A 14,400-nucleotide genomic window follows, 5' to 3' on the forward strand; every position below is an offset into this window, starting at 1 on the left:
GAATTTGAGATTAAAAATAATGGATGCAGTGGTAAAACATTCGCAAATACATCCTAAAACCCGCTGTCCAACCTGTGGCTTAACCCTATTAAAAACACCTTTATCCAAAGGTACAAGGGCAAACTGTCCCCGTTGTCAGACACAACTATATAAATCCAGCTATCCTTCATTATCCGGTAATTTAATTCTGGTCGTATGTTGTCTGTTTCTATTCATTCCAGCCTACTCATTAAATTATTTAACTATTTATCTTTTGGGAATGAAGATCTCTGCCTCTTTTCCATCCATGCTACTCGCAATGTTCCATGAAGGATTTGGTATACTGGCTATATTAATCGGTTTTTGTGGACTGCTGACACCAACCGCCTACTGCGTAACTTTGTTAATTATTCATATTTCATTATCAAATAAAAATATTAAATTACTATCACATTCATTAATCATTGCAAAGCATATCCGTTCATGGGTGATGATTGATGTATTCCTAATTAGCATCGCTATTGCCTGTATCAAGCTTAGTGACTACGCGCAAATTCAGGCAACCCCGGGACTATACTCATTCATCATTCTTCAGGTGCTGACGGTATTATTAATTATTCGTTCCCATCCTAAAATTTACTTTCACTATATTGAAACAATTTTGCCGTCAAGACTAAGCAAACTATTGGCCAGTAAAAAAAGGAAACCAAACCTGTTATTAAGCACAGTTTTGCTTTTATGTGCAGCCATTTGTTTTGTTCCTGCTAACGTCATTCCAATTTCAATTTTGATGTCCAATGGTTCAAGAGTAGAAGACACCATTTTCTCCGGAGTTATATCGCTGATAACCAGTGGTATGGCCGGCATTGCTGCAATCATATTTATTGCCAGTATTATTGTTCCACTTCTTAAAATCCTGGGGCTGGGATATTTACTTTTTTGCTCGAACTTTAATGTCCAGCGCTATCAGCGGCAAAACACAAAAATGTATTTTGTTCTGAAGTGGATCGGTAAGTGGTCAATGATTGATTTGTTTGTTATTGCGATTACCCTGACTTTAGTTGATCGGGGACAACTTCTTGACTTTACACCCGGTTATGCTGCAATCCCGTTTGCAGGTGTCGTTGTATTCACCATGTTGGCTACGGAAACATTTTCTCCCCGGCTGTTATGGCAAAAAATAGAAAAAAAGGCTAGTGAATGAGTAAAAGTGAGCAAAATCCTCCTCCACAACCAGAAATAAAATCATCAGGCACAATCTCTCCGTTATGGATCCTGCCACTAGTGACTCTTATTCTTACCGGATGGCTGGTATTCAGGGCAATCAATGCATCCGGTGAAATAATCAATATCTATTTTGATGATGCACAGGGATTAATTGCCGGAAGAACTCCAATCCGGTATCAGGGCCTTGAAGTCGGTATGGTCAATGATATTAAGCTAAACAAGAAAACCGACAGCATCTATGTTGAAGCTGAAATTTATCCGGAAGCTCAATATCTGGTCAATTCACATACTCAGTTCTGGCTGGTAAAACCTTCTGCAAGCTTATCCGGTGTTTCTGGGCTGGATGCACTGGTCTCAGGTAATTATATTTCTCTTCTGCCATCAAACATTAATGACAATTCAGACATAAAAGATGCTTATTATGCTCTTAAAAATGCACCAAATATTTCACAAAACTCCCACGATCTTACCGTAAATCTTACTTCCCACGATCTTGGGGGGATAAATATTGGTTCTAAAATTCTTTACAAAAAGATACCAATTGGCGAAGTTTTTGGTTACCACCTGGCAAAAGATTCTCAGTCAGTCCTGATTCAGGCCTCAGTAAAAGATGAGTATAAATCACTGATAACGGATAAAAGCCGTTTCTGGAACGTCAGTGGTATCAGCGCGAATATCAATCTGAATAATATTGATATTCAACTGGAGAACCTGTCCTCACTGTTAACAGGTGCTATCTCTGTCGACTCTCCGGATAGTGGTAAACCCATTCAATCCGGCCATAAATTTCCGTTATATAAAGACATTCGCTCCGCTGGGCGTGGCGTACACATTCAGGTTGAACTACCGAAACATCACGGCCTCGCAGAACGCTCATCATCGGTATTATTTAAAGATATAAAAATTGGTCAGGTCCTCGATTTAGAGCTTAATCCGACCAAAACGAAAGTGATTGCAAATATCGCTATCCAACCGGCTTTCAGCGATATGTTAGTCAATGGCAGTCACTTTATCATCGACAAAACAAAGTTATCTCTGTCCAGCATTCATAAACTTCCCAATCTCATCAAAGGAAATGATTTAATTCTGATTCCAAATAAAAGTGGGAAAAAACAAGTTCGATTCTTTAAAGCGATCGGTGAAAACCAATATAACCAGCAGATGAATCAATCCGTCATCATCAAATTATCGGCAGATAATACTTACGGATTATCAGAAGAAAGCATGATTCGTTACCGGGGCATTCCTGTTGGCGCGGTTACCAAAGTAGCCCTTAAAGGTGACGACGTCACAATAATGGCTTATGTGGAAAACAAATATAAGCACTTGATTAAAAATCATAATAAATTTTATGTCAATGGTTCAGCATCAGCTCAACTGACGGATAATGGTATTGATGTTTCCATCCCACCACCCTCAGATATATTTAGTGGAAGCATTAGCTTTATCAGCGAAGGTAAGCCGCATATTAGCCCCTCTTATCAGTTATACAACAATAAAGCGTCAGCAAAACTGGCAAGGTCAGACGACAACGGCTCAACACGGATTGAGCTCATCGCTCCGGCACTTCCACCGCTCAGAGACAATGCGCCAGTTCTCTATCACAATATAAAAGTCGGAAGAGTCGAAAACCATGTACTGACTTCTACCGGCGTAAAAGTATCGCTACTCATTGAGAATCACTACAAGCACTTAATTAATAGTGATACTGTTTTTTGGGGAGCGTCAGGCTTTGAAATGGACGCATCTTTAAATGGCGTCAGATTAAAATCAAAACCCTTGGCGGCCATCCTTAAAGGAGGAATCGAATTTGATTCGATTCGTGGAATTGAAAATACAACTGACCATCATTACCGTCTGTTCAATAGTCTTGATGAGGCAAAGCAGCACGGAACGGTCATTACCCTACTTTCTTCCGAAAGTCATGGAATCGACAAAGGTTCAGATCTTATATTTCAGGGCGTAAAAGTAGGACAGGTATCGTCGGTTACTCCTGACTTCCGGCATCAGAATGTCATCATTTCGGCTTATATATTACCAAAATATCAGGGTGAAATAGCCAGAGCTAAAAGCTATTTCTGGTTTGGGAATAACAAAGCCGGATTGGTCAATGCCGTTAAAGACATTAAAAATCTGATAAAACCAACAATCCAGGTTCACCCTGGAACCGGTAAAACAAAATTTCGTTTTACCCTATATGAGTCGCCTTACAAAACACCTGGATTACCGCTGGTACTGCAATCAGTAAATAAAAACTCAGTTTCGGTCGGTATGCCAATCACCTACCGAGGTATTCAGGTTGGGGAGGTGACAAAAGTCAATTTGGGTGATCTGGCTGACAGAGTGCTTATCTATATCAATATTGAGAGTAAATATCAGTACTTAGTCAGAGAAAACAGTATTTTCTGGAATGAAACAGGTGTTGATATGTCCGTCGGACTCACAGGTGCAGACATCCGAACCGGCTCTTTACAAACATTGATGACAGGTTCAATCGCTTTCAATACACCAAATACGGAAACTCTGACCCCCACAGCAAAACCTAACGATGCCTATTTGCTAAACCAGAGTAAGCAACCTGAATGGCAAACCTGGAATCAACCTATTCCTAAACCTTAATCGGTAACGCCGTAGCGCAAATCAATGAGCTACGGCGCGTCTACCTCTCATCAAAAATAACGTATATAATCGCGTCAAAATAATAATGAGACCAGACAAGTGCAAAACAGAGCCTACATTCCTGATGAATTTATTGAGCATATTCAAAACTCGCTTCCCGATCATCTCTCAATTCAGGATTTTATCGATTTTTGCCAGAAACCATTACGAAAATCAATTCGAGTCAATACACTGAAAACTTCGGTCGCAGACTTTAAAGCCCGAGCTTCAAATAAAGGATGGAACCTAGAACCAATACCATGGTGCGAAAACGGATTTTGGATAGATGCAGACGAATCTCAAACGCCATTAGGAAATACAGCAGAACATATGGCAGGACTTTTTTATATTCAGGAATCCAGTTCAATGATGCCGGCCATTGCTTTGTTCAATGATTTAAGTAATCGGGACGTCATACTGGATATGGCAGCAGCACCAGGTTCAAAAACGACTCAACTGGCGGCTTTGATGGATAATCACGGAATCCTTGTCGCAAACGAATTTTCTGCCAGCCGGGTAAAAACACTGCACGCTAATATCGAAAGATGTGGTATTTCAAACTGCGCCCTAACCAATTTCGATGCGCGAATTTTTGGTTCATGGCTACCGGAAACATTCGATGCAATACTACTTGATGCCCCATGCTCTGGCGAAGGAACAATTAGAAAAGATAACGATGCACTAAAAAACTGGAGTCTGGAGTCTTCTCAGGACATTGCCCAAACTCAAAAAGAGTTGATTGAATCCGCCTTTTACGCACTTAAACCTGGCGGCACACTCGTTTATTCAACATGTGCCCTTAGTATGGAAGAAAATCAGCACGTCTGTTACCACTTAAAAAACGTCTTTGGCGATAGTGTCGTATTTGATAATTTGAGTAAGCTATTCCCTAATGCTTCAGAAGCGGCCACAAAAGAAGGTTTTTTGCATATTTTCCCTCAATTATATAATAGTGAAGGATTTTTCGTCGCCAGAATTAAAAAAACAACATCGGTACCGACACCGGAAAATAAGAAAAAAGCGGGTAAATTCCCTTTCCAGATAATTTCAAAGAAACAGGCAGACGATATCATCACACAGCTACACCATACATTTCATATTTCTATTCCTTCTGATAAGAAATTATGGCGCCGGGATAAAGAAATCTGGCTGTTTCCTGAAGAGTTTGAACCCTTAATAGGCAGATTACGATTTTCCAGAATTGGTATTAAACTGGCCGAAGCCCATAAAAATGGTTACAGGTGGCAGCATCAGGTTGCATTGGCACTAGCAGCCCACAACAACCAATCCGTGACAATACAACTATCTGAAAACGAAGCCCGGGAATGGTATATGGGAAGAGATGTTCGGCCTGACATTACTCCGGGAAAAGGAGAAGTATTAGTCAGTTTCGATAACATGATCATTGGATTGGGTAAATGGGTTGGTAACAGAATAAAAAATGGCCTTCCCCGGGAATTGGTAAGAGACAAAAATCTATTCTGAATCATTAGTTTATAGAATTCTATACTTTAAAATTTTACGTTTCTGAAATTAATGTACTACAATGAAGTAGACGAAGCGCAGTACGTCGAAATAACCGATTAGCGCAGGCTCTTTCCCCGGAGCCACTACACGAAGCCCCAACTCTTCACAGATTTGGGGTTTTTTTAGTTATTTATTATCTCGTTAAGAAACAAGGTGAATCCCATCCGGCTCAATCTTTATTTTTCCTGATTTATATAATGTACCAATCGCTTTTTTAAATGTGCCCTTGCTGGTTCTGAATTCAGCAAAAATGTCTTCAGGAGAGGATTTATCACCTAATGGCAGATAGCCATTATTTCGCTCAAGTTTATGTAAGATTTTTTCACCCAGATCATCAAACTTAGCAACACCTATTTTTTGCAACGATACGTCTATTTTGCCATCATCGCGGATCTGTTTTATATATCCTCTAAGTTTTTTACCAACAAAAACCTTACCAAAGACATCACTTGGAAACAGCATTCCCCAATGACTCTCATTAATTATGACTTTAAAGCCCAGCTCACTTTTTTCTGCTACCAGAATATCAACCTGTTGATTGCAAGTATATCTTGCAGGAGTTTTATCTAACCACTTATTAAATTTTGTTGTTCCGACAATACGTCCTGATGCCTTATCTGTATAAACATACACTAAGCGTGTTTGCCCAACTGACAACCGGCCCCGCTGCTCACTAAACGGAATCAGCAAATCTTTACTTTTGATTCCCCAGTTAACAAATGCGCCTGTACTATTTACCCCTTCAACCTTCATTAATCCCCATTCACCCACCTGGGCTATAGGATTCTGAGTCGTTGCCACTACCTGGTTATCGGAATCAAAATAGATAAAAACATCTAATTCATCACCAATCTGCACTTCTTCATCTGGTAACCAACGATTAGCAAGAAGGACACTACCATAGTCACCGGCATCTAAAAACACACCAAATTCGGCAATACGTGTCACTGTTAGTTTATTGATTCGTCCTATGTCGGCCATGTTATTTCAGTCTCACTTCAAATTTACAGCGATTATACGTCATCTCTGATATGCTTTTAATAAAAATAATAAAAACTCAGCCTCTTGGGGTTAAACCGATTAACAGGTGAGAAAAAAGGAGAAAGAACCTTTGATTAACGTCGGGAAACACGATGCAATCACGCTCAAAATAACCAACGCAATGCCCGAAGCAAAAGCATGCGATTTAGACATCTACTTTTTTGTTCCCGGAGAAATCGGACTCACAAGTCATGTTTTATCTGAAACAGATTTTTTTTATAACTGCATCAGTCAGAAACGAACCTATTACAGTGACAAAATCCTATTACCCCTTATTCACAGCCGTCTGGCCCAGAGAGGAAGACTGTCTTCCACCCAATATCGTGTTAGCTTAAGTTTGTTTGCTTACCAGTATGTGGTGGCATTAGACAAAGCCATTCACGATTTATCTCAGCATGGTGATTCAATAACCGAGGATGAAATTGATAGTGTCATTGAACTTTCTATTGATATTTTAAGACGCCTGAGAAGAACCATTCCTTATGATGAAAACCTGAAACGTTATTATACTAATATTGATAACTATCTTTCCTGGTACACAGAACAAAATTTTTTGAGTCTGGTTTCGAATATGCCAAGAAATGATATCTATTCCACAGCGAAAAAACGTCTGATAACTCTGGCAGAAAAAGAAGAAGCCCACCGGACACTGAATCATTACAACTCAAAAAAAGCATCAGAAAACATTAACCGGCTCGCAAATAAAATGCGTTTACTCAGACGCTTGATTGAACATCCGGTAGTGCTGAAGCAACAAATGGTATCGTTAGGTAAAAATATCCGGAGAGCAGTAAAGGGACTGGCAACCGGTCTTGTTATGGTCTTTGTCACCATAACCGCGGTAACCGCACGTGATTACCTTGGAGAAATCACCGCCTCATTTATTCTGGCGATGTCACTACTCTACGCTGTCAGAGAAATATTTAAAGATGATTTAAGAGAAATTCTATGGCGCTGGTTAAGGAAAGGAAAACCCAAATGGAAGAGGCGTTATTATGACCCGACAACAAAAAAATTAATCGGACAGAAAACTGAATGGCTGGATTATGTAAGTCTGTCTGAATTACCGGATCGAATTAAGTACATACGCAAAAAACGCATTGTTCAGAGAGGAGAACAGATCATTCATTATCGTTCAGAAACAGAAATGAGTACATCAAGATTTTTAAGCGGCTATGAAGAAACAAGAGACACACTGCACATTGACTTTCGGACATTAACCCGGCTGTTTGATAAACGCTCTGATCATATCTATGTGCTGAACAATAATCAGGTCAGTAAAGAAAAAGTAGAAGAACGTCATCTGTTGAACGTTGTAATTAAAGAAAACAACCGACTCGCGCCTCCCAACTACTATCGCTGGAAAGTAGTCTTAAACAGAAGCAAAATTGTCGATATTGAGAAAATAGAGCTCGACTGACCGGGCTCTACTTTTCATCACTTAAAATATCAAAAGCGATAGTTCACATCAGCATGACAATGCTCAGAGACATAATGTTCAAATTTTACATTTTCATTCGATGCATCGTACACGACTGCAGCCGATTTTTTAGCAATATGTGCACATTTTATCGCAGTATCGATTAATGAAGTAACGGCTTCATTATCTGGTTTAAACAAATGAGCAAGCTGTTCATTGAAACGGTCAACGCCCAATGTAAATTGCGTAAGATGGTCAACATTAATAACCACACCATCAAAATACTGAAGAAGTTTTTCAGAAAGCAAAGCAGATGATGGGACATCACAGGAATAAAAGACCTTTAACCCATTTAACCCTCTGGGCAAGCCATTCTCGGCAAGACGATCAATAATAGTTGCAGCATCGCTCAACGCCCTGACAAACGGAACAACAATTTCGACGTCAATCCCCTGCTGACGCAGAGATTTGATTACTTCACATTCAAGGGCGAAAGCAAGGGTGTATTTTTCAGAAGCGAAACGGGAAACGCCACGAACTCCCATGAACGGGTTAACCTCATGTTCTTCTTCATGAGGACCACCAATTAAAGCACCGTATTCATAGCTATCTGCATCGCTCAGACAAATTTTCACAGATTCATAAGACTGGGATTTAAATTCCTCTGTGATACTGGCAACTAAAACAGCAACAAAATGCTCAGACGTAGACTCAGAACCAACAATGTCATTCAATGCCTGTTGATCCTTCTCACTTAAACATCCTTCTTGTTCTTTTGCCAGAGAAGGATGATAAAAAACTTTTTCCGCCACCAGTTCTGACATAGAAATATACATGTGACTGGCACTTGTATCTTTGATTTCAGATGGATAGACATTTCCGTTGCTCACTCTTTTGTTAGCAACCTGAGGATGCTCTAAGCTCATTACCGCTCCAATTCATTATTATCATCATCTATCACTGAAAAATACCGACAGACGCTAATAAATACAAGGGGAATCAATACAAATCTCCGAATTTAAGATTAAAAATCGGTACATCGGTATCAGATTTCACTGGTAAACCTATCTTTGGGTTTATTAGCCATACGATATGAGCTATCTTACTGAGCATATTAACATTCACACCAATCCATCAGGATTACGTACCAGGAGAAAATAATGCCTTCTTTCGATATTATTTCAGAAATTGATACCGTAGAGCTACGCAATGCCGTCGATAACTCAAACAGAGAGCTGGCAACACGTTTTGATTTTCGTAATGTTGATGCCAGTTTTGAACTAAAAGATGAAGTCGTCAAAATGAAAGCTGAAGGCGATTTTCAGCTTACTCAGATGATGGATATACTTCGTGGCAATATGGCAAAAAGAAACATTGATGCACGTTCCGCTGATCCACAAAAAGCTGAGCAGTCAGGGAAAAGCTGGATGAAGGACATCCGTTTTCAACAAGGCATAGAACAACCGGTTGCAAAAAAAATAATCAAATTAATTAAAGATAAAAAACTAAAAGTTCAGGCCTCCATTCAGGGAGATAAAGTGAGGGTCACAGGGAAAAAACGGGATGATTTGCAAAACGTTATTGCTCTGATTAAAGAAAGTGACTTTGACCAACCTTTCCAGTTTAATAATTTTCGTGATTAAATTTCGAAACTTAAACGCCATTAAGTTACGTCGTAACTTAATGGCGTTTGTATTACATCTTGATTTGTGATTTCCGGTTAAACCCTACTTTTCTATTCGTCCATTAAGAAACAGAGGGGCAATTCCATCGCTGCATTGCTGATGAAGATAACGAAGCGTGGGATGAATTAATACAATAATCCTGGCTTTTTTCTGTCGGTACTGATTAAGTAGCTCCAGAAGCTCTTTCCTGTTTTTATACTGTTCCCGCTCAGCGTCCCTACGACATAATTCCAGGTAGGTCTGACAGTCATGATTACCATAAAAAACGACTTCAGCCTGCTGCATATATCTTAATGCTTTGATCGGTAAAAGCTCAACATCTCTTTCAATAACAACCCAATGTTCATCGTCTGCTTCAAAAACCTGATGACGGCTCATTTCCTGATAATAATTATCCAGATCCTGATACTCAGTAGATTCTTTGACTCGGGCATCAGCAAAAAACATTTCCCAAAATTTTCTTCTTAAATCCACTTCTGGTAATTTTTGTTTGATATCATCACGTTTTGATGCACCAAAATCAGCAAGAAGCCCCACATTCTGAGGCAAAACCGTTTCAATCATTTCTCTCAGGTTCCTAATCAGAACCGGTGAGGAACCCCCACTGGAAATCGCAACCTGAATCCTTCCACGGGTTATCATGGACGGGGTAATAAAATCGCAATAGGGCTGATCGTCAACAACATTAACTAACAGATTTCTTTTTCTGGCATCTTCATAAACCCTGTGGTTCAGTTCCCTGTTATCCGTTGTCGCCCACACCTGCCTGAATGGTTGTAAAGTCAGTTTGTCTTCGTCATACGGCTCGTTTAGCCATTTGCATTTTTTGCTACTGACTAAAGTCTTTAAAAAAGAAGACAATTCAGGAGATACAATCATCACGTCAGCCTGAGCTTTAATCAAAGCTTCAACTTTTCGACTTGCAACTTCACCGCCACCAATAACCAATACCGGTTTGTCCACAAGATCCATAAATAGTGGAAAATATCGCATTTATCCTAAAAATCTCCTTAATTTTGGTCAAAATGACACTACCTAAAAATGTGCATGCTACGCTCTAAAATACCATTCGGTAAAAATGATCGTTTGAATTTAATGTTCTTTTAAAATTTAATTCCATTTTAATATTCAATAAAGGCATTTAATACCAAAAAGCTATTCCATACAAAACAGGACATTCTGTTGCACCACAATGGAGCTCACTTGCACCATTTACATTTGAATAACAATTCGCCATTCTAAATTACATAGGTCGGGTTTCTATTATAAGTCTTAAGACCACATATTTGAGAAAAATTTAAACCTAACTTATGAAAAAATCTGCACTATTAAGAGGCACGTAAAATGCTTCATAACGCAGTAAAAATAAATAATAAACACAACAGACTATTATATTGATAACAGGGTTTACCTGTTTATATATGGATCATACAGGAAGGACACAAATGGCAAATAAACTTAAACTTCTTGCTTCAACGGTAGCCGTTTCTGCCGCACTGGCAGCCTCTGCATCGGCATCTGCTGCTGAAAGCACATTAGACAAAGTACTTTCTCAAGGCTATTTATCTTGTGGCGTAAGTACTGGTCTGCCAGGCTTCTCAAACCCAAATGAAAAAGGTGAATGGGAAGGCATCGACGTTGAATACTGCCAGGCTTTGGCAGCTGCAGTTTTAGGAGATAAAACAAAAGTTAAATACGTGCCATTAACAGCAAAAGAACGATTTACTGCCCTTCAGTCTGGTGAAATTGACGTTCTTTCCCGTAATACAACCTGGACACTTCAACGAGATACCACTCTTGGTCTGAACTTTGTCGGTGTTGATTATTATGACGGCCAGGGTTTCATGGTGAAAAAAGATCTTGGCGTTAAAAGTGCAAAAGAACTTGATGGAGCTTCAGTTTGTGTTCAATCAGGTACAACTACCGAACTTAACCTTGCAGATTATTTCCGTAAAAGCGGTATGAGTTACAAACCAGTGGTATTTGATACCGGTGCTCAGACAGCCAAAGGCTTTGATGCAGGCCGTTGTGACGTTCTGACAACTGACCAATCTGGTTTATACGCACTTCGTTTGAACCTGGCAGATCCAAGCTCAGCAGTCGTACTACCAGAAATCATTTCTAAAGAGCCCCTTGGCCCGGTAGTTCGTCAGGACGATGACAAATGGTTTAACGTTGCCAAATGGACACTTTTTGCGATGATCAATGCAGAAGAATATGGCATCACTTCAAAGAATGTCGACCAAATGCTGAAATCAACTGATCCAAATATTAAACGCATTCTGGGACAAGACGGACCTAAAGGTAAAGGACTTGGCATCCGTGATGACTGGGGTTACCAAATTGTCAAACAGGTTGGTAACTATGGCGAAGTCTTCGAAAGAACTGTAGGTAAGGGTTCTCCACTTCAAATCTCTCGTGGTGTCAACGCACTTTGGAACGCAGGCGGCTTTATGTATGCGCCTCCACTTCGTTAATTGCCTTTCTAAGCTAAAAACTGGGCGGAACCTTTCTCCGCCCATTTATCGAAAACATGGATTTGAGGTTATAGCTGTATGAAACCTGAGAATAGTCATGTCTCTGAGATGGAAACCAGCCCGTCCAGAAGTACAAACTTATTATACAATCCCACTTTTCGATCAGTTGCCTTCCAGGTCATTACTGTTGTTGCACTTGCTCTGTTTATCTATACGTTAGTGAATAATGCACTATCAAACCTGGAAGCACGTGGTATCGCAACAGGCTTTGGCTTTTTGGATCAACCTGCCGGATTTGGTATAGGTTTATCACTGATCGATTATAATGAAACGGACACATATGCCCGGACCTTTGTTGTAGGGCTTCTTAACACTGCTCTGGTATCCGCTCTGGGTATCTTCTTTGCCACAATTATTGGCTTTTTAGTCGGTATCGCCCGGTTATCATCAAACTGGCTGGTCAGCCGAATGGCTGCCGTTTATATTGAGATTTTCCGTAATATTCCTCTCCTGCTTCAAATTCTCTTTTGGTACTTTGCTGTACTTCAGGCTCTACCCTCTCCCAGACAAAGCTACGAACTGGGCAATGCCTTGTTCCTGAATGTCAGAGGGCTATATATGCCGGCTCCGGTGTTCGAATCAGGAAGTGGTTTTGTACTGGCAGCTCTGATTGTTGGAATTATTGCCACCTTATTTATTAAAGTATGGGCAAACAAACGTCAGATACAGACAGGTCAGCAGACACCAATGATACGGATAGCTCTTGGCCTGATTATCGGTTTACCTCTGATTGTATATTTCATTTCAGGAATGCCAATATCCACAGAATATCCTCACCTGAAAGGATTTAACTTTAAAGGCGGTATTGCCATCATTCCTGAGCTGGCGGCACTGCTAGTGGCACTAAGTGTATATACGGCTGCATTTATTGCAGAAATCGTTCGTTCCGGCATCAATGCCGTAAATTACGGGCAAACCGAAGCGGCAATGTCTCTGGGTGTATCGCGCTCTAAGACATTGAAACTGGTCATCATTCCTCAGGCGATGAGGATCATCATCCCTCCACTGACAAGTGAATATCTAAATCTGACAAAAAACTCGTCATTGGCAATGGCTATCGGTTATCCGGATCTGGTATCGGTATTTGCAGGCACAACCCTCAACCAAACCGGACAGGCAATCGAAATCATCGCAATGACAATGGGTGTTTACCTGACTTTGAGTATATTAACCTCCGTGTTAATGAATATATACAATAAAAAAGTTGCACTGGTGGAAAGATAAAATGAAAAAACACGAATTTCTTCCTGATCTCCCACCACCGGCAAACACTCGCGGTATGATGGGATGGATGCTTAAAAACCTGTTCAACAGTCCATTGAACACAATTCTGACTTTCGTTATTGCATTCTTCGCATGTAAAGGAATTATCTCTGTATTCGACTGGGCAATTCTGGATGCTAACTGGATAGGAACTACCCGTGACGCATGTACGAAAAGTGGTGCGTGCTGGGTATTTATAAGTGTTCGTTTTGAACAGTTTATGTTTGGTTTCTACCCTGAAGCGGAATTATGGCGACCAAAACTCTTTTTTGCCACCCTGGCTATCCTGACAGCATTACTTGCTTATCATAAGACGCCTAAGCGTACCTGGATCTTTTTGTTTACCGTAACAATTTATCCATTTCTGATGGCAGAATTGCTTGAAGGAACTCTGTTTGGTTTGCCGGTTGTAGAACCACATAAATGGGGCGGCTTACTGATTACATTAATCATTGCTCTTGTTGGTATCGTGGTATCTCTTCCCATCGGTATTTTGCTGGCTCTTGGCCGCCGATCGGATATGCCCGTAATCCGTAGCCTGAGTACTGTATATATTGAAGTGTGGCGTGGTGTGCCGTTGATTACCGTTTTGTTTATGGCATCGGTCATGCTTCCACTCTTTCTCTCACATGGTGCAGAGGCAAATAAATTAGTCCGGGCGCTAATTGGTGTCGTTATGTTTAGCGCTGCCTACATGGCCGAAGTTATCCGGGGAGGATTACAGGCTATACCTAAAGGCCAGTATGAAGCCGCCGATGCTCTTGGACTGAATTATACGAAAAAAATTGTGCTAATTATCCTGCCTCAGGCACTGAAAATTACCATTCCTTCAATAGTGAACACCTTTCTTGGTTTATTTAAAGATACAAGTCTGGTTCTTATTATCGGTATGTTTGATGTTTTGGGGATTGGGCAGGCAGCAAATACCGATCCATCATGGCTTGGTTTTGCAACAGAAAGTTATGTATTTGTCGCGTTAGTGTTCTGGATATTTTGTTTCGGCATTTCGAGATACTCGATATGGCTAGAAAATAAATTAAATACCGGCCACAAACGATAAGCA

11 protein-coding genes are annotated in these 14,400 nt (G+C 40.3%); 8 read left to right on the forward strand and 3 right to left on the reverse strand.

All coding sequences use genetic code 11. The features are described 5' to 3' along the window. Window positions 1-19: 19 nt before the first annotated feature. The 3 genes from LRQ06_RS01035 (at window position 20) to rsmF (ending at window position 5,349) form a co-directional block, all read left to right on the forward strand. On the forward strand, window positions 20-1,183 hold the full coding sequence (locus tag LRQ06_RS01035) for a paraquat-inducible protein A (protein WP_232764587.1): 1,164 nt from the start codon (window positions 20-22) through the stop codon (window positions 1,181-1,183). Beyond that, on the forward strand, window positions 1,180-3,825 hold the full coding sequence (locus LRQ06_RS01040) for a PqiB family protein (protein ID WP_232764588.1): 2,646 nt from the start codon (window positions 1,180-1,182) through the stop codon (window positions 3,823-3,825). The genes LRQ06_RS01035 and LRQ06_RS01040 overlap by 4 nt, the downstream gene beginning before the upstream one ends. A gap of 99 nt (window positions 3,826-3,924) precedes the next feature. Continuing rightward, window positions 3,925-5,349, forward strand: a complete 1,425-nt coding sequence (rsmF, locus tag LRQ06_RS01045; RefSeq protein ID WP_232764589.1) for a 16S rRNA (cytosine(1407)-C(5))-methyltransferase RsmF — start codon at window positions 3,925-3,927, stop codon at window positions 5,347-5,349. Between the two features lie 183 nt (window positions 5,350-5,532). On the opposite strand, the gene LRQ06_RS01050 is transcribed toward rsmF, so the two are convergent. Beyond that, window positions 5,533-6,372, reverse strand: a complete 840-nt coding sequence (locus LRQ06_RS01050) for a CvfB family protein (protein ID WP_232764590.1) — start codon at window positions 6,370-6,372, stop codon at window positions 5,533-5,535. Between the two features lie 130 nt (window positions 6,373-6,502). Between LRQ06_RS01050 and LRQ06_RS01055 the strand changes: the two genes are divergently transcribed. Beyond that, complete coding sequence (locus LRQ06_RS01055) at window positions 6,503-7,852, forward strand: hypothetical protein (protein WP_232764591.1); 1,350 nt, start codon at window positions 6,503-6,505, stop codon at window positions 7,850-7,852. A 29-nt stretch (window positions 7,853-7,881) separates the two neighbouring features. Here the strand turns inward: LRQ06_RS01055 and LRQ06_RS01060 are convergent, their stop codons facing one another. Next, the gene (locus tag LRQ06_RS01060) at window positions 7,882-8,778 is read right to left on the reverse strand and encodes a putative PEP-binding protein (RefSeq protein WP_232764592.1); all 897 of its coding nucleotides are present in this window, start codon (window positions 8,776-8,778) and stop codon (window positions 7,882-7,884) included. Window positions 8,779-9,012: 234 nt separating this feature from the next. On the opposite strand from LRQ06_RS01060, the gene LRQ06_RS01065 reads away from it, so the two are divergent. Further along, window positions 9,013-9,495, forward strand: coding sequence for a YajQ family cyclic di-GMP-binding protein (locus LRQ06_RS01065; protein ID WP_232764593.1), 483 nt, complete (start codon window positions 9,013-9,015; stop codon window positions 9,493-9,495). Between the two features lie 84 nt (window positions 9,496-9,579). On the opposite strand, the gene LRQ06_RS01070 is transcribed toward LRQ06_RS01065, so the two are convergent. Continuing rightward, window positions 9,580-10,530 (reverse strand): precorrin-2 dehydrogenase/sirohydrochlorin ferrochelatase family protein, encoded by a 951-nt coding sequence (locus LRQ06_RS01070; protein WP_232764594.1) that lies wholly within the window; start codon window positions 10,528-10,530, stop codon window positions 9,580-9,582. 452 nt (window positions 10,531-10,982) lie between these two features. On the opposite strand from LRQ06_RS01070, the gene LRQ06_RS01075 reads away from it, so the two are divergent. The 3 genes from LRQ06_RS01075 (at window position 10,983) to LRQ06_RS01085 (ending at window position 14,397) form a co-directional block, all read left to right on the forward strand. Further along, on the forward strand, window positions 10,983-12,014 hold the full coding sequence (locus tag LRQ06_RS01075) for an amino acid ABC transporter substrate-binding protein (protein WP_232764595.1): 1,032 nt from the start codon (window positions 10,983-10,985) through the stop codon (window positions 12,012-12,014). Window positions 12,015-12,092: 78 nt separating this feature from the next. Then, a complete protein-coding gene (locus LRQ06_RS01080; protein ID WP_232764596.1) occupies window positions 12,093-13,298 on the forward strand; it encodes an amino acid ABC transporter permease in 1,206 nt (401 codons plus the stop codon). Window position 13,299: 1 nt separating this feature from the next. Continuing rightward, a complete protein-coding gene (locus tag LRQ06_RS01085; protein ID WP_232764597.1) occupies window positions 13,300-14,397 on the forward strand; it encodes an amino acid ABC transporter permease in 1,098 nt (365 codons plus the stop codon). Window positions 14,398-14,400: the final 3 nt, after the last annotated feature.

The sequence above is a fragment of the Vibrio salinus genome, assembly GCF_021272385.1.
GTDB lineage: Bacteria > Pseudomonadota > Gammaproteobacteria > Enterobacterales > Vibrionaceae > Vibrio > Vibrio salinus.